This is a genomic window from Vibrio comitans, from assembly GCA_024346835.1.
In the GTDB taxonomy this organism is placed as follows: domain Bacteria; phylum Pseudomonadota; class Gammaproteobacteria; order Enterobacterales; family Vibrionaceae; genus Vibrio; species Vibrio comitans.
The window spans coordinates 1,799,450-1,815,676 of the sequence record AP024866.1 but is presented as its reverse complement, the minus strand read 5'-3'; the positions used below and the strand labels follow the sequence as shown (position 1 = coordinate 1,815,676).

14 protein-coding genes are annotated in these 16,227 nt (G+C 44.0%); 12 read left to right on the top strand and 2 right to left on the bottom strand.

Annotated elements, in window-relative coordinates:
* Nucleotides 1–4 precede the first annotated feature (4 nt).
* Complete coding sequence (locus OCU46_RS08305; protein ID WP_141268333.1) at nucleotides 5–670, bottom strand: hypothetical protein; 666 nt, start codon at nucleotides 668–670, stop codon at nucleotides 5–7.
* A gap of 411 nt (nucleotides 671–1,081) precedes the next feature.
* Here OCU46_RS08305 and OCU46_RS08300 point away from each other — a divergent pair, with 411 nt between their 5' ends.
* From OCU46_RS08300 to OCU46_RS08270, 7 genes are all read left to right on the top strand, one after another.
* Entirely contained in the window at nucleotides 1,082–2,575 is a 1,494-nt protein-coding gene (locus tag OCU46_RS08300; protein WP_141268332.1) for a peptide MFS transporter, read from the top strand.
* Nucleotides 2,576–2,761: 186 nt separating this feature from the next.
* Complete coding sequence (locus OCU46_RS08295; protein ID WP_141268331.1) at nucleotides 2,762–3,460, top strand: VC0807 family protein; 699 nt, start codon at nucleotides 2,762–2,764, stop codon at nucleotides 3,458–3,460.
* 225 nt (nucleotides 3,461–3,685) lie between these two features.
* On the top strand, nucleotides 3,686–4,720 hold the full coding sequence (locus tag OCU46_RS08290) for an efflux RND transporter periplasmic adaptor subunit (RefSeq protein ID WP_141268330.1): 1,035 nt from the start codon (nucleotides 3,686–3,688) through the stop codon (nucleotides 4,718–4,720).
* On the top strand, nucleotides 4,717–5,811 hold the full coding sequence (locus OCU46_RS08285) for an efflux RND transporter periplasmic adaptor subunit (protein ID WP_141268329.1): 1,095 nt from the start codon (nucleotides 4,717–4,719) through the stop codon (nucleotides 5,809–5,811). The genes OCU46_RS08290 and OCU46_RS08285 overlap by 4 nt, the downstream gene beginning before the upstream one ends.
* The gene (locus OCU46_RS08280; protein WP_141268328.1) at nucleotides 5,808–8,912 is read left to right on the top strand and encodes an efflux RND transporter permease subunit; all 3,105 of its coding nucleotides are present in this window, start codon (nucleotides 5,808–5,810) and stop codon (nucleotides 8,910–8,912) included. Before OCU46_RS08285 ends, OCU46_RS08280 begins: the two co-directional genes overlap by 4 nt.
* 261 nt (nucleotides 8,913–9,173) lie before the next feature.
* Complete coding sequence (gene traF / locus OCU46_RS08275) at nucleotides 9,174–10,328, top strand: conjugal transfer protein TraF (RefSeq protein ID WP_141268327.1); 1,155 nt, start codon at nucleotides 9,174–9,176, stop codon at nucleotides 10,326–10,328.
* A 133-nt stretch (nucleotides 10,329–10,461) separates the two neighbouring features.
* Nucleotides 10,462–11,022: a DNA-3-methyladenine glycosylase I gene (locus tag OCU46_RS08270; protein WP_141268326.1), complete on the top strand. Its 561-nt coding sequence runs from the start codon at nucleotides 10,462–10,464 to the stop codon at nucleotides 11,020–11,022.
* A 251-nt stretch (nucleotides 11,023–11,273) separates the two neighbouring features.
* On the opposite strand, the gene OCU46_RS08265 is transcribed toward OCU46_RS08270, so the two are convergent.
* Entirely contained in the window at nucleotides 11,274–12,572 is a 1,299-nt protein-coding gene (locus OCU46_RS08265) for a hypothetical protein (RefSeq protein ID WP_141268325.1), read from the bottom strand.
* 384 nt (nucleotides 12,573–12,956) lie between these two features.
* On the opposite strand from OCU46_RS08265, the gene OCU46_RS08260 reads away from it, so the two are divergent.
* From OCU46_RS08260 to OCU46_RS08240, 5 genes are all read left to right on the top strand, one after another.
* Nucleotides 12,957–13,181 (top strand): hypothetical protein, encoded by a 225-nt coding sequence (locus OCU46_RS08260; protein WP_141268324.1) that lies wholly within the window; start codon nucleotides 12,957–12,959, stop codon nucleotides 13,179–13,181.
* A 280-nt stretch (nucleotides 13,182–13,461) separates the two neighbouring features.
* Entirely contained in the window at nucleotides 13,462–13,770 is a 309-nt protein-coding gene (locus OCU46_RS08255; RefSeq protein ID WP_141268323.1) for a hypothetical protein, read from the top strand.
* 42 nt (nucleotides 13,771–13,812) lie between these two features.
* On the top strand, nucleotides 13,813–14,085 hold the full coding sequence (locus OCU46_RS08250) for a hypothetical protein (RefSeq protein WP_141268322.1): 273 nt from the start codon (nucleotides 13,813–13,815) through the stop codon (nucleotides 14,083–14,085).
* Between the two features lie 20 nt (nucleotides 14,086–14,105).
* A complete protein-coding gene (locus tag OCU46_RS08245; RefSeq protein WP_141268321.1) occupies nucleotides 14,106–14,315 on the top strand; it encodes a hypothetical protein in 210 nt (69 codons plus the stop codon).
* 656 nt (nucleotides 14,316–14,971) lie between these two features.
* Nucleotides 14,972–15,991: a hypothetical protein gene (locus OCU46_RS08240; protein ID WP_141268320.1), complete on the top strand. Its 1,020-nt coding sequence runs from the start codon at nucleotides 14,972–14,974 to the stop codon at nucleotides 15,989–15,991.
* Nucleotides 15,992–16,227 lie beyond the last annotated feature (236 nt).

Here is a 16,227-nt window from a genome sequence, read left to right as displayed (position 1 = left end):
GTGATTACTTTTTCGCTAAAGAGAATGCATCAACGCGGATTTCACTTGCTTTACCGATGTCGCCAGTAATTGCAGAAGCATCATCTACTTTCAACTTAGCAAAGATAGTTGCTGAAGTGTTACCACCAGAGTTGAACTCAACCGCGACTTGACGGAAAGAGCTGCGGTCTGCTTTAGGTGCGTTGTCCATGCTTGCTACGTGGAACTCTTGCTCAGCTAGTTCTTGACCAGCGGCATCGGTAGCGCCAATAACGACAGACGTTGGTGATGCAGCGCCTTTCTTATCTTCTACGTATAGAGATAGTACGTAATCTGTGTTTGGAGCTAGACCATTAACTTGTTGGCTTAGACCTGGCATTGCAGAAAAGTCATCTGATTCGCTGATAAAGCGAATACGTACTGAGCCTTCATCTTCAAACGCTGATACCTTTGAGCTGCCTACGTCGCCAAGACCATTATTCTTGTCAGCGTGTTTTTTCCAAACATCGCTTTTACCGCTGTTCGCACGAAACTCAACGATATGTGGATCTGCTACTAGGTTATCACCTGTACCTGCCGCTACTACCGCGTTTGACGCTGGAGCTGCCATTTCAGTTTTTGCACTATCGCTTGGTGCTGCACAACCTGCTAGTAAACCCGCAATAGCCAGACCTAGATACATTTTTTTCATAATCTTTTTTCCCACGTTTTATTGGTGTATTCCTTTATTAGAATGACAAAAGGATACAATACTATTGTATTATTTAACGTGATTGATAAGACAGTTTTGTACGCTTTGGTTAACAGAATGTTGATCAGTAACTCATTTTCAAATTGCTGTTTTATCCGACCATTAGATTGAGTTGATAACAGATAATTTTCCCGCCAAAAAACTCATTCCACCCGTTTCATATCCTTGATGGACCTTGTCCTCTAACCGCGAGTATTTATAACTAGCTTCCGCGATTACAATTCTTCCACTCCTTAATATGCATGGGGTTGTATGGCCTATGGAGCCCATGATGCTCTACAAATTCGTTGAGCCCTCAAGCATTTCTTACCTCACCTTAGAACTAAAATCCCTAACCACGAGAAACAGATCATGTGGAATAAACTAAACAAATCGATGATGCTTTGTCAGATGCTCTTCGGACTCTCTTTTTATGGCGTGCTTGTCAGTCTGACTCGATTCTTCCTTGAAGACCTTAACTACAGTGAAGCCGATACTATGATGGTGGTTGGTGCATTTGCGGCGATAGGCCCGTTGTTTGCCATTGCTGGTGGTTTTATTGCTGACAAGCTACTCGGAGCTTATCGCTCTTTAACTATTAGTTACCTGGCATTTGTCGCCGGCTACTTGCTGCTAGTTTTTGGCGCGACCAGTCTGCACGTACCAACCGCCATGGCGGGTATTGCCCTTGCAAGTTATGGCCGAGGGCTGATGTCTCCGTCATACCCAAGCCTTTACAAGCGAACCTTTGCCTCACACCAAGATTTCGAGAAAGGCTTTCCTATCAATTACTCAGTAAACAATATTGGCGCATTCTTAGGTCAGTATTTATTCCCTATGGTTGTGCTTTATATCGGCTTTAGTGGCGGTTTTACCGTGTCTGCTATTATGGCTGCGGTTGCACTATTTGTATTATTAGTACTGCACAAAAGCTTCAAGCCTATGGGTAAGCCGATCGACCAAGCCGCCGTATCTGTCACTAATTGGCTGATCTTTGCAGTTGCCTCTGTCGCTATGATCGCATTGGTGTTCTTTATGTTCTCAAACATGGATGTGGGACAAAACATCGTTTATGCCATTGGTGTGCTGGCTATTGTCTACTTCATATTCTTAATGTTTAAGGTAGAGCGCTCCGAGAGCTTGAAGATGGGTACCATCCTGATCGTGACCTTCCTGACAACTTGTTTCTTTGTTTACTACGGTCAAATGATGACCTCAATGAACATCGTTGCGATGAACACCCTCAAGGGAAGCTTATTTGGTTTTATTCCATTGGAGCCCGAAGCCGCAATGGCCATGAACCCTCTATGGTGCATGGTAGGTGGACCGATTGTTGCTTTTGCATTCCACACATTGGAGAAGAAAGGGATAAATCTATCGACCTCTACCAAGATTGCCATTGCCTTCGTTTTAACGACGATCGCGTTCGGCATTTTGACCTATTTCATCTCAACAGTAGGGCCTGATGTCGCAATTCGACCTGAGGTATTCTTGGCGGTACATTTTTTCCAAGCGATAGCAGAGGTTGTAGTGGGGTCGATGGTGGTAGCGTTTATCCTATCTGTTGCCCCTCATCATATTGAAAACTTCTCGGTGAGCTTGTTCTCTGTGGCTATCGCATTAAGCGGCATTGTTGGCGCTGCTCTCTCTACCAATATCGCGTTGGAAAAAGGCCAGGTGCTAACCCAAGAAATTGCCCATAACGTCTACGGTGAATACTTCCAACTGCTGACCATCATGGCGGTGGTGATGATTGGTGTTGCCTTGCTGTGTTCTAAGTTGATTCAGATATTACTGCACAAGGCTGAGCAGTGTGAGCAAGCCTCGAGCGGTGATACTCAATCAGAGGTTGCACATTCAGTATAAAACAATCGAATAATGGCGCGGGTTGAAGGTAACTCTTTTAACTCGCGTCTTAATTGAATTCCTAATAGGTGTTATTTTGAACACTGGTGTCATGATTGCTAAACTTTAAAGACTTTACATTTAGAGCTACGCAAGGAACAATCCCTCTCCAATAAAGAGAAATGTAGCGTGTAACACTGGAAGACTATGAGTACCACCAATAGCAAAAAATCTAATCCTCTATTCGAGATACTGTTTAACGTATTTATCCCGTCATTCATCTTGATGAAGTTTAGTGGGGATGAGCATCTGGGCACTGTGCTGTCACTTATCGTAGCTTTGTCGTTTCCTGTTGCTTATGGCGGCCTAGAACTTATTCGTAATAAGAAGTTCAATTTCATAGCAGCCTTGGGTTTTGTGAGTGTTCTTTTGACCGGTGGTATCGGCTTACTTGAGTTAGACACTCGCTGGTTGGCAATGAAAGAGGCATTAATTCCTGGCCTTATTGGTATTGCTGTATTGGTTTCAACCTTTACCCGCCACCCGTTGATGCAAAAGCTCATATTCAATAAAACGGTGTTGAACTTGTCTTTGATTGAAGAGCGCTTGAAAGAGAGCGGCAATGAAAAGGCGTTTGATCGCTGCTTGATGAATTCAAATTACTTGTTTGCTAGCACATTCGCGTTCTCATCAGTCATGAACTATGCGCTGGCAACTTACATCGTAACTAGCCCTGCTGGTACGGCAGCGTTTAACGAAGAACTAGGTAAAATGACGCTATATAGTTACCCAGTGATTGCTATCCCTAGCATGTTAATGATGTTGGGCATCTTCTATTATGTTTGGCGCCAAATCCGCAGCATGACATCGCTAGATACAGAGCAGATATTCCATCAAGCCAAGTAAGTTCGCCTTAAATCATCAATGATTGTAAACGCACCGCAGATCCTGTGGTGCGTTTTTTATTGCACGTCATAATTTCTGTATATGCCTAGTATTGAATAACGTCTGGGCGCTTTTTAAACGTATTGTGAAATTTTTTAGTAAAACACTAAAAACAACCCATTAAATTGGCTTTAACATCTTGAAACATCTATGATTGTTGGTACTAACATAGAATAAGGAAATACTATGCGCACCAACTGGATTGTTGTGCTTTTTACCGCTTTAGGCTTAGCCGGTTGCGGTGATAAGCAAGATGCTGTTTCAGAGCCAGAATCTCGCCCAGCTAAACTTCTCACCGTATCCGTTGGAGACAAAAGCTTTGAACGTGTGTTCCCAGCATCTTCTGCGGCAGGTGATCGTGCAGTCCTTGCTTTCAGAGTTCCAGGTGAGCTCATCGAATTACCCGCTACCGCTGGATTGCCGGTGAAAAAAGGGGATGTATTAGCGATATTAGAAGACAGCGAATATAAACTGCAACGCTCTCAAGCGAAGGCGAATTTTAACTTGGCTCAAGTGCAGTTTGATCGCATGAAAAAACTCATTAAGGATAAGGTAGTTTCTGAGCAAGAGTACGATCAAGCTAGGGCGCTTCACAAGTCAGCTCGAGCAGATTACGACCAAGCGCTAGCCAATTACAGCTATACCAAGCTTGCGGCCCCATTCGATGGCACGATTTCTTTGGTTAACATAGACAATTTTGAATATGTAGCAGCCAAGCAGGGTGTCATGAACATCCAGTCCAACGACCTACTTAAGGTTATCTTTCCTCTGCCAGACTCTATGCTCAATCGTTTCAGAGGTTACGACGCCGTAGAGTCTTACATGATATTTGATTCCTTTCCTGAGCAGCAATTTCCTTTAACCTTTCAAGAGATAGATACGGAATCAGATAACTCCACAGGTAGTTACAAGGTCACAATGATTATGGAGCGTCCTAGTGATTTAGGCATACTGCCGGGTATGTCTGGGAATATTCACGTGTTGTTACCGCGCACCGAACCAACAAAACTACCAGAGACCTCAATGTTCTCTTGTGGCAGTGAGCAGTGTGTTTGGAGGGTCACAGAAGATTCTATGGTCGAACAAGTCTCTATCTCCCTTAGTAGCACAGGGCAAGTGGTTTCTGGGTTAGTCGATGGGGATCAAATTGTAATTTCTGGCGTGCAAGAGCTTCAATCAGGGATGAAGATCAGAGAGTGGATTAAGGAGCGAGGCTTATGAGTTTAGCAATGAAGTGGCTCTCTAAAGGCTCACTAGTATTGGGATTATCTGTGGTATTGGTAGGTTGTGAAAGACCTGTAGTGGAGCCTGCAGCCCATATTTCAAAAGTGGAGGTTCTTCAGTTAGGTGAGCCAGAAGTAACGGATCGCATTTTCTTCCCTGCCGTAGCACAAGCGGCACTGCGTTCTCATTTGAGTTTCAGAGTGTCTGGAGAAATTACTGAACTCCCTGTCAAAGAAGGTGACCGAGTTAAGAAAGGCGACGTGTTAGCTCAATTAGACACGCGAGACTTCCAGATTGCGGTGGATAATGCACGAGCGAGCTATAACGCGATAAATAGTCAGTATAAGCGCTCTGGTCCATTGGTCAAAAAAGGTCTATTGGCACAGTCACAATATGATGAACTAGCAGCGCAGCGCAATATCGCCTTGGTCGACTTGCAGATGGCTAAATTGCATTTCGAGTTTACGACTCTTAAAGCACCGACAGATGGCATTATTTCCCGTGTAAACGTTGATCGTTTTGAGAACATTCAAGTTGGCCAGCAAATCGTCAACATACACAGCACCGATACGGTTGAAGTCTTGATTCAGATACCGGATCGCCTGTTTGTCCATCAACCTTCAAAGAGGGACCTTCGTAAAGTTAACGCTAAGGTAAAGGTCGAAAGTGGCAACATTTATGAGGCAACCATTAAAGAATTTACCACTGAGCCGGATCCTGCAACGGGCACTTACAATGTGACCTTAACGATGCCAATGCCAGAGGAAGAAATTATTCTTGATGGTATGGCTTTAGAAGTTACAGCAAGAAGCAGTGAAGCAGGGCTCAACGTTAGCGTGGGCTCTTATATTCCGTTTAATGCAGTGGTCAACATGGACGGAGATCTTCTCGACAGGACTGAAACTTATGTGTGGGTGTTAGAAGGCAATAAAGTGCGTAAGCAGCTGGTTCAGTTAGGAAAACTTCAAAACAGAGCCGTGCAGATTATCAGTGGCTTGCAAGGGGCGGAAACTATCGTGGTCAAAGGAATGTCTCAACTGCGAGATGGAGCAGAAGTGGAAGTAATTAAGAAGGAGGCTGTTCAATGAGCCAGGATAAACTCGAGCAGCAAGACGATGAGAGCACAAAAGGAATTGCAGCCTACTTCATAAAGAATAAAGTGATCAGCTGGATGATTTCCTTGATCTTCTTTATCGGTGGTACGGCTTCATTCTTTGAGTTAGGACGACTTGAAGACCCTGCTTTCACCATTAAAGACGCCATGGTAGTGACGAGTTACCCTGGTGCAACCCCTCAAGAAGTCGAAGAGGAAGTGACTTATCCTATAGAGAAAGCCATTCAGCAATTAACCTATGTGGATGAGGTCAATTCCATTTCAAGCCGGGGCTTATCGCAGATCACTGTGACCATGAAAAATAGATATGGGCCAGACGATCTTCCGCAGATTTGGGATGAATTACGTCGTAAAGTGACGGATCTCGATGGCACTCTCCCTCCCGGTGTGAATACTCCAGCGGTTATCGATGATTTTGGTGACGTGTTTGGGGTGCTGCTTGCCGTTACAGGCGAAGGCTATTCATATAAAGAGTTGCTTGATTACGTCGATTATTTACGTCGTGAGCTTGAGTTGGTAGACGGCATCAGCAAGGTGGCTGTGTCCGGTGATCAGCAAGAGCAAGTGTTTATCGAAATGTCGATGAAGCGACTTAACACGCTAGGTATCGCTCCGGAAGCGGTGGCAAATCTTCTTAATACCCAAAACATAGTCACCCCAGCAGGTGCGGTGAGAATTGGTGATGAGTATATTCGAATCCACCCGACTGGAGAGTTTCAGGATGTTGATCAACTCGGCGATCTTATCATTACTGATGTAGCCAAAGGCAGTTCGAGTCAAATCTATTTACGTGATGTTGCTGAGATCAAGCGTGGCTATGTTGACGTCCCAAGTAACCTAATTAACTTCAATGGTAATTTTGCCCTAAATATGGGGATCTCTTTCAACGCGGGTGTAAACGTGGTGAAAGTAGGGGCGCTACTCGATAAACGCTTAGCAGAGCTGAAATACCAACAGCCGATTGGCATTAGCATTTCTGAAATCTACAGCCAACCTAAGGAAGTAGACAAGTCAGTAAGTGGCTTCGTGGTCAGTCTTGGTCAAGCGGTCGGTATCGTTATCGTAGTATTGCTGTTCTTCATGGGGCTTCGTTCAGGGCTATTGATTGGTCTGATCCTGCTGGTCACCGTATTAGGCACTTTTGTGTTTATGAAGTACTTTGCCATCGACTTACAGCGTATTTCTCTAGGTGCTTTGGTTATTGCACTGGGGATGCTGGTGGATAATGCCATAGTGGTGGTGGAAGGCATATTAGTGGGGACCCAGCGAGGGCGGACTCGCTTACAAGCGGCAACCGATATCGTGACACAAACCAAATGGCCATTGTTGGGTGCAACTGTGATTGCGGTAACCGCCTTTGCTCCGATTGGTTTGTCAGAAGATTCCACTGGTGAGTATTGTCGTACGCTGTTTTCTGTATTGCTTATCTCATTAATGCTGTCTTGGTTTACTGCAATATCACTAACCCCTTTCTTTGCAGAGCTGTTCTTTAAAGGGCAGAAGTTCGATCAAGGCGCGGGTGATGATCCATACAATGGATTTGTTTTTGTCATGTACAAAAAGTTCCTAGAGTTTTGTATGCGAAACGCTTGGATAACTGTAGCGACTCTTGTCGTTGCGCTAGGTGCAAGCATCTATGGATTCACCTTTATTAAGCAAGCCTTCTTCCCATCCTCTACGACACCTATGTTCTTGTCAGATATTTGGTTACCAGAGGGGAGCGATATTCGGGTAACTAACACCAAGATGAAGGCCATTGAAACCTGGTTGCTTGAGCAGGAAGGTGTAGAAAGCGTAACGACGACGGCTGGTAAGGGTTTAGAGCGCTTTATGCTGACCTACACGCCAGAGAAAAGTTATGCGGCTTATGGTGAGATAGTGACGCGCGTAGAAAGCTACGAAGTATTGCACGATGTGATGAATAAATATCGGGAGCATGTAGCGAATAACTACCCTGAAATCGACTATAAGTTGAAGCAAATTGAATTAGGCCCTGGTGGTGGTGCCAAGATAGAAGCTCGTATCATAGGTTCTGACCCAACAATATTGCGAACGGTCGCAGGCCAAGTAGTGGATATTCTAAACGCCGATCCGGGTGCTACTGGCGTTCGCCACGATTGGCGCGAACGTACCAAGGTGATTGAGCCTCAGTTTAATGAAAGTCAGGCTCGTCGCTACGGTATCAGTAAGAACGATATGGACCAGTTCCTGCAAATGTCGTTTTCAGGTTTGACGGTTGGTGTGTATCGAGATGGTACAACACTAATGCCTATTGTGACCCGATTGACAGAAGCGGAACGAGTTGATTTTAGAAACATTGAAGGGATGCAAATTTGGAGTCCAGTGCTGAGTGATTACATTCCTTTGCAACAGATTACGTTAGGTAATGAAGTACGTTGGGAAGATCCGTTGATTGTTCGTAAGAACAGAAAGCGTATGCTAACCGTGTTTGCTGACCCTGATATCTTGGGTGAAGAAACAGCTGCTACTTTACAGGCGCGTATTCAATCTAAGATTGAAGCCATCGAGCTTCCACCAGGCTACAGCTTGGAGTGGGGGGGCGAGTATGAATCTTCAGGTGATGCAAAAGCGTCATTGTTCTCCAGCATGCCAATGGGTTACCTGTTCATGTTCTTGATTACTGTGTTCTTGTTTAACTCAGTTAAAGAACCTCTGATTGTTTGGCTGACAGTACCTTTGGCCTTGATTGGTGTAACCACAGGCTTGTTGCTGCTCAATACGCCATTTGGCTTTATGGCATTGTTAGGCTTCTTGAGTTTGTCTGGGATGCTACTGAAAAACGGTATTGTACTGATTGATCAGATTGAACTTGAGATCAAATCAGGTAAAGAAGCGTACACCGCGGTAGTTGAGGCAGCACTGAGTCGCGTGAGACCAGTATGTATGGCGGCTATCACAACCATTTTGGGTATGATTCCACTATTGCCAGATATCTTCTTTAAGCCTATGGCGGTAACTATCATGTTTGGTTTGGGTTTTGCGACAGTATTAACCCTGATTGTGGTACCTGTGTTGTACAAAATGTTCCACAGAATTGAAGTGAAACAGGCGTAGGTTAAACGCAGAAATTAAAATTCGCTAAAAAGTATGAAGACTACGCGAAGGCGTAGTCTTTTTTTTGTTCCTCACGCATTAACACCCTTCAAATAGTATTTTTATCAAACTATTTTCATGCTTTGGATGGTACTTTAATCGTTCATAACTCACCTTGTGTAACCAAATGTAATCTTTTAAGTCTTTGAGTTAATTGTACTTTTAATGAAACACTAGATATTTAGAATGGCGTATCGTTAAGTGATATCACAAGGATATGTCATGTATTCATTTAAAAAGACTGCTGTTCTTTTAAGCCTTCCTCTCTCTTTAGCTTCATTTCATTCATACGCTCACAGTGATGCTCGTGGTATCGCTATGGCGGGCACAGGGGTTGCAGCAGCTAACTTCGTCAGTGCGAGTTTTTACAACCCGGCTTTGGCGGCATCAGGGGAGTCTAAGCACAGCTTCGGTATGATTTTACCAGCAGTGACGGCCGGAGTTCATGATGGCGAAGGCATGCTAGATAAGCTTGATGTCTACTTTGATGCCGAAGATGATTGGCTGGATAACCCAACTAGCGGTGAGGCGCAAGAAGCGTGGAAAGCAGCGCTTCGAGATCTCACCAATGGTGATATAACAGCGAACGCCTCAGCAGGTATGGTATTTGCGGTTCCAAATAGCTTCATCAATACCAATTTCTTTGTTGCTACACACGCAACCGCATTGGCGACGATGGATATTGATGATCGAGATTTTGATAATACTAGCCCTGATGATGAGATTCGATCGACAGTTACAGGTCTCATTGGCGGTACGCTGGATATCGGCTTCACGTTTGCTCAAAACTATGAGGTATACGACAGAAACCTCAGCGTAGGTTTTTCACCCAAAGTTCAACAAATCTACACCACTTATTTTCAAGAACGATTAAACGAAGATGAGCTAGACGACGCTGACTTCTTTGACGACCTTGAAGAAAAAACAGCGTTTAACCTTGATATTGGTGCAAGCTATGAGGTTATCGATCATTTAAACGTAGCCTTTGTTGCGAAGAACATTCTCTCGCACAGCTTGGAAACCAACGTCCAGATGGGACAAACGGCAACCTATGTTGTTGAGCCTGAATATAAGCTAGGCAGTGCTTACTCTACGAATTGGTATACGCTAACTGCTGATATCGACCTGAACTCAACACGTTATTTTGAAGAGCAAAGCTACAAAACTCAATTTACTCGAATTGGTGGAGAAGTCGATCTTTGGAAGTGGGCTCAGTTTAGAGCAGGCTACATGCATAGCATGACCGATTATGCTGAAAACATGGTTACCGCAGGTTTTGGATTTAGACCATTTGGCGTGTTTGGCTTTGATTTGGCCGCTCAATATGGTGATGATGACAACTATGTGGTTTCCGCTCAATTAACCATGATCATCTAACATCAACTTCACTTTAACACGGTACTTTTCTATCAATTGATGATGGGTTTGCTATTCTGACTATCACGTATGCAGATAGAAGAGTGCTGTGTTCACAGCAGTGAACACATCCGTGAACACTGAAGGAATAAAGATGAAGCGATGCAACTGGCTTGATGTTAGCAAACCAGATTATGTGGAATATCATGATAAAGAATGGGGCGTACCCGTTCATGACGACAAGGTATTCTTTGAGTTCCTAATCCTTGAGTCAGCGCAAGCCGGCCTAAGTTGGTACACCATTCTCAAACGCCGAGAAGGCTATCGCCGTGCCTTTGCGAACTTTGACCCAGTTGCTGTCGCGAAGTTTGATGCGGACAGAGTAGAAGAGTTGATGCAAGATGCGTCTATTATCCGCAACCGAGCAAAGATAGAAGCCGCGATTAACAATGCCAAACTGTTTTTGCAGATCCAATATGAGTACGGCAGCTTTGATTCCTTCATCTGGGCCTATGTTGATAACCAACCAATCGACAACAGAGCAACAGGTGATTACCCAGTGGCAACGACAGAACTCTCTGATCGCCTTGCTAAAAATCTTAAGAAACTCGGCTTTAAATTTCTAGGCAGCACAACCTTGTATGCATTTCTGCAAGCGACAGGATTAGTTAACGATCATGATTTGGATTGTGTTTGCAGAGCTAAAAAAGATTGAGGGCACCAAGCTGTTGTGATTTTCTGCGGTAAACATTGAGGAGCTGAAAATGAGCTCCTTTGTTTAAATATTCGTTAGCTAGGGGTTAACGTAATCGTTTCTTATTGGGTCAGAAGGCGTTTTCTGTAACTCACTTTTGCCCCATTCTGCGTTACACTTGACAGAAGTGCCTGGTACTTCAGGATGGTAATACGCTAAACTTTCTAATCCGAATGTACCTACAAATCTCAGTCCTTACCAAAGCGAGTCTATCATTCCTTTATCAAATTATTTTCAAAGGCATCGTAGATTTGACCTACAAGCTTTATCAGCTGCGTCGTATCATGGATTTGTGTATCAAGCTTATCCAAATCGCCCTTGGGCACTGTCAACCTAATTACATAACCAATCGCCATGTTTATAACAGTACGATTAGATTCAAGAATTTTCGTCTTCCACTGACACTGCTTTTCCCAATCGTAGGATAAATGCTGATCTAATAATTCTTCAATATCAGACCAAGAGTCTCTCGTGTAACGACCAGTCTTGTTTTTGAAGATTTCATGTGTGTACAGGTTCTTTTTCATCTTTTTGTCGTCAAACCATAGACCGCTTACGTAACCTTGCCCCGAGAATTTAACGTGATATCCAATAGATAGAGGGTAAGATTGACTATTTAACACTAGCTCAGTACTGAACTCTGGGTCTTTGTAAAAGATGTGCCAACCCTGCGTCTTAGTATTTCCAGGATAGATTGAGGCTACTAAGTCACCTGTTTCTGGACAAACCTCATAGAGCACCTCATCTGCCCACTCCTTAGAAAAGTTTGTTCCAAGTCGGTCATTGTAGGTTAAGAGCTTTAGACTATCCCTAGCGGATTCAAATTCCTCGACAGCTATACGAATACGTCGATATATCGCGTTACAACTCTTAGGCGCTAGGGAAGCAATTGGCGTTGCTGGAAGCCACTCTGGGTTATGATCTCGTACCAATTGAATGAAGTCAGCTAAGAAACGGTTTTTGTTGCCACTCATTTTCTCAAAGCTTGATACTCTCACTGCAATTGTCATCAGTTTTTTCCAATTTAGATCCCTGTCTGTGACCATATCATGGCATTTGACCAGAGATAAGTTGGAATTGCGGAGGATGTTGAAGATTTGGTTGTATAGCTGAGCACTACAGTCTATACCGTCTCTTTTAGCTTCAATTACTATACAAACATCGTTAATAGTAAGTACCAAATCACATATCGGATCATATTCATCTACTCGTGTTTGCCCCCAGAAGTTAACCATTTCAACTTCACTTAAACTAACGGCATAGATGTGCTTGTAGTCCTTAATGCTTTCAGCATTTTTTTGAATCGAGACCTCAAGGATGGGTGGCCTATTGATGTCTTGAAAAAGCTTGTTGTAACGGACATCGCCATCAAAAACAGATTTGAGCACTTCATGAAGGAACAAAGCATCTTCTTGGAGACAGATTGCCAGAGCGCGAGTCAGGTCATTTTCTAATTGGTAGGTACGCTCTGTTTTTGCGTAGGTTCTAAAAAGGTTGAGGTGTTTGTTCATTTCGCTGACGGTTCTTATGGTTTTAAGCAAGAATGGTGCTTTGCACTCAATTCATGCAGAATGATATACGAATAATATCATCTTAAGCGACGTCGTTCAGGTTGCCGCTCAAAAAATGCTTAATCAAGCAGAGACAAGGCAAAGCAGTTTATGCCCCATTTCGTGTTTACAACGCTACCGTTACTTATCCGTTAAGAGCCGGTTTGGATAATATTTTCTAATCTAAATGTGGCTGAAGTCTACAGGCCTTGCTTCGTGCTCTCACCATTGCTCTCGCTTTCGCTAAAAGGTGAACTATTTGCGCAAACCTATTCATCTTTTATCTGAGTCAGGCCTATATCATCGACGCATAAGCCCAAACACATAAACACATACGCGATAAGCATGAAAATAGCGATAAGAGCGCTTGAGGCTCGAGTTAACAGAGCACTAAACAAAGAGGGCCTTGAGCTTAGAAAGTCTCACCCACAATCTCGCTGGATTGTTGAGAATGGCCGGTATTACGTCGTTGATCAGTTTCGCAACGCGATCGAGGCGCACCACGTTGATATTGAGGCGATGGCCCGAGATCTTGGCAAGCTGGCAAATGGCGACGAGGTGGTTTATTGATGAAAATGTTGATCACCACCATGATGCTGATGGCCAGTCTTGGGGCTCAGGCTAATGAGTAACGTTATACGCACCACCAGCCCAAAGAATGAAGCCGAGGCCAAGCACATCATGAGCATCGCCCTCAAGGCTTCCAGTCACCCGCAGTATTCAAACCCAGCCATTGCCCGCACTTACCGCGCAAAGCTCGTGAATACCCAATATTCTGAGTGTATGGCTCAGCACAACACAACCTATAACCCCGCCCACTGATAAACGGGCGAAATTGAGAAACTTAAACATGAAACTAAGAGCATTATGCACAGCGCTGACCGTGGCTACTCTTGCCGGTTGCGGTGGTGGTGGCGATGATTCAAAACCACAAAACGAAAGCAACCCAGAGCAAGCCAAGGCAAAGGTTGAACAAAAAAAGACGGGATCTCATTTTTTCCCTGATTCGGTTCAAGTGGTTCGATTAACGAATATCGAAGATATGAACGATTACCAAGATATCACGCTCGACGGTGGTCATATGTACCTCTTGAATGATGAGGGCTCTTTCGATGTTGAATTTGGTGCGGTTCATAAGTGCGGAGACGAGGATTTTTGAATAACGCGGGACGGTACCTACGAGTCAATTTTAAGTTACCCAGTGACCTACGACGATAAATATTACGGTTGCATGGTGATTGCTATCGGATCGGATAAGTATGTTGATGTTTTCCCATATGAGGAGCAAGTGCCACCAGCGACAACAACGACGGCTTTCTTTTTCGATCATGGCACGCTTTCCACGGTGGTTGATATCGATTCCGCCGCGCTTTCGGCTTTCACATCATCAAACCCATATGAAGGCTTTAATTATGCTGATTGGGGTGACTATTTCTACAACTTCGATTTGGCCACTCTCAACACAATCCCATAGCAAAACTAAGGAGCGCGATAATGGAGCAAATTTTTACCTCATTCGGCATCGTTGGCTCAATCGTTGGCCTAATTTACGGCGTCATTTGCTTAGCTTTGCCCTTTTTGGTTTGGGGCATTTACCGCCAAAGCGTCGAGACCAATAAGTTACTCAAGCAACTGGCTGGCCAGCAACCGACTAAGCTGGTCTCACAAAAGCACCGCAATTTTTTTGACCCTGAGCTTGGTTAAGTCTCAAAAGTAGATTTTTAAAGCCCAGCCAAATGCTGGGTTTCTGGTATCTGTTATACTCTCAGACAAGATGCTTCTCAAACCGCATACCGTCAATCTGAAAATGTGCTGTACGCATATCATTGCCCTACGCCCAGTTCCGCTATTGGATATCGGGACAATGAACACTCATCTAAACAGAAACTCTCGAAAACCATTGGCAATAACATAACACTGAAAACAAGTTGAACCTGGTCTCCCTCGCGCAGGTAGGCGGAATGAAGGGAGGCTTATTGGCTCATTGATAATTGCATTCATTTCTTCAGCCTCTTAATGCTCAATAGGAAGGTACACACAATTGAGATTTCAAGATATTTTTTCTAACCCTCCTGTAGTTATTTAGAGTTATTCCTCTGTATGATTTTTGTCCAGATACGTGTTGGCGGGGCTAGCGCTAACTCGTATTTGTCCAAAACCGTCACAGCTAGGGAAATTGTAACTCAGAAATGCCCCAAGTTTCGCCATTCCTTTAATAACTTTTCAGCTAGCAACGTAGTTATCTGAAGTCAGTTTGCTATTGGTGTTGTTTCGTAATCGGTAAATCAGTTTACAAATGCAGTCAACGTATGGTGAGGCTGTACACTGTAGCGCTACAATAGGCTCAATATGGATTAGGAATGAAAAATATAGCTATTATTTTAGTGTTGTCTTCCCTGATGACTGCTTGTGGTGGTAGTGACTCTTCGTCTGGAGGAATCCCGTCAACGTCAGCAATTCCTGATAACTCTGAGAGCGTTTCTAAGCCAGAGATTGATGTAACTCCGATGGTTGAGTTAACGCCTGCAACACAGACTACTTCGATGGTTGAGTTAACGCCTGCAACGCAGACTACTCCGATGGTTAAGTTAACGCCTGCAACGCAGACTACTCCGATGGTTGAGTTAACGCCTGCAACGCAGACTACTCCGATGATTAAGTTAACCCCTGCAACGCAAACTACTCCGATGGTTGATTTGACTCCTGCAACGGTCACAAGCATTGCTGACCATTACACTGGTCGATTTGAGGATCAAGATGAAGGTGTTTCAGTAGAGCTTGATTTGAATTGGGTGGCCGACCAAGGTATTACATATACCTTTACTGCACTTGATGATAACTCACTGGAAAAAGTATGGAGTTTTACAACGTCGTTCAATAGTAAATCACAAAATGGTTATCAAGTTTCGGGTGTTTCGGCCGACCTTGGTGGCTCAGGGGTACGAATGTCTAGTGGTGGTTTGCAGGTAGGAAATAGAATTTACGGTGCGAGTTCGTGGAGTGTGCCTGCCAGTGCGAGTCTCTACTATTACGAAAATAGAGCGCCGTATTATGCAGACAATAGAGGTGCTGTGTGGATGTACTCTCGAAATGGGTCACTTAACGACTCATGCTCTGCTTCGGCATCCGTGCAGCTATATGCATCTAACACTGCTTATCTTCCAACACGAAGAATGAACACCTCTGCGTTGCTAAAGACGCTGGATTCTGGTGTTTGCCAAATTAGCCTTAACTATGCTCTTCAAGTAGGCACTTCGGATAGAAGGGGTACCTATAAGGTGAACATTTCTGATCATAAGGTGATTTCAGTAGAGCAATGGGCTACGAAAAATCCGAGTCGTGATGAGCCTGAATTTACTTATTTACCAGTAGTTCAGTGAATTTGCTAGTGCAAGTAACTCGAAGCAACGAGTAATTAGTGGGAAGCCGCATATTTCACAGGCAGTGAAAAAAGTTTAAATAATATGAACATCAAGCTAATCAGCCTAATGGTAATTCTAGCAGCACCGCCATTAACCGGCTGTGTGTCTAAGCCTCAAACCGACTACTCGGCACTGACCGATACACAGCTTTGTTAGGTAGGCGCTGGGGCTAGTAATCGGATACAAAGAGCCAA

Bases quoted from the DNA above. Each gene is read 5' to 3' on its own strand.
- OCU46_RS08295 (WP_141268331.1), top strand. From the start codon at position 2,762: ATGAGTACCACCAATAGCAAAAAATCTAATCCTCTATTCGAGATACTG.
- OCU46_RS08285 (WP_141268329.1), top strand. From the start codon at position 4,717: ATGAGTTTAGCAATGAAGTGGCTCTCTAAAGGCTCACTAGTATTGGGA.
- OCU46_RS08260 (WP_141268324.1), top strand. From the start codon at position 12,957: ATGAAAATAGCGATAAGAGCGCTTGAGGCTCGAGTTAACAGAGCACTA.
- OCU46_RS08245 (WP_141268321.1), top strand. From the start codon at position 14,106: ATGGAGCAAATTTTTACCTCATTCGGCATCGTTGGCTCAATCGTTGGC.
- OCU46_RS08240 (WP_141268320.1), top strand. From the start codon at position 14,972: ATGAAAAATATAGCTATTATTTTAGTGTTGTCTTCCCTGATGACTGCT.
- OCU46_RS08270 (WP_141268326.1), top strand. From the start codon at position 10,462: ATGAAGCGATGCAACTGGCTTGATGTTAGCAAACCAGATTATGTGGAA.
- OCU46_RS08305 (WP_141268333.1), bottom strand. From the start codon at position 670: ATGAAAAAAATGTATCTAGGTCTGGCTATTGCGGGTTTACTAGCAGGT.
- OCU46_RS08290 (WP_141268330.1), top strand. From the start codon at position 3,686: ATGCGCACCAACTGGATTGTTGTGCTTTTTACCGCTTTAGGCTTAGCC.
- OCU46_RS08255 (WP_141268323.1), top strand. From the start codon at position 13,462: ATGAAACTAAGAGCATTATGCACAGCGCTGACCGTGGCTACTCTTGCC.
- OCU46_RS08300 (WP_141268332.1), top strand. From the start codon at position 1,082: ATGTGGAATAAACTAAACAAATCGATGATGCTTTGTCAGATGCTCTTC.
- OCU46_RS08280 (WP_141268328.1), top strand. From the start codon at position 5,808: ATGAGCCAGGATAAACTCGAGCAGCAAGACGATGAGAGCACAAAAGGA.
- OCU46_RS08265 (WP_141268325.1), bottom strand. From the start codon at position 12,572: ATGAACAAACACCTCAACCTTTTTAGAACCTACGCAAAAACAGAGCGT.
- traF (WP_141268327.1), top strand. From the start codon at position 9,174: ATGTATTCATTTAAAAAGACTGCTGTTCTTTTAAGCCTTCCTCTCTCT.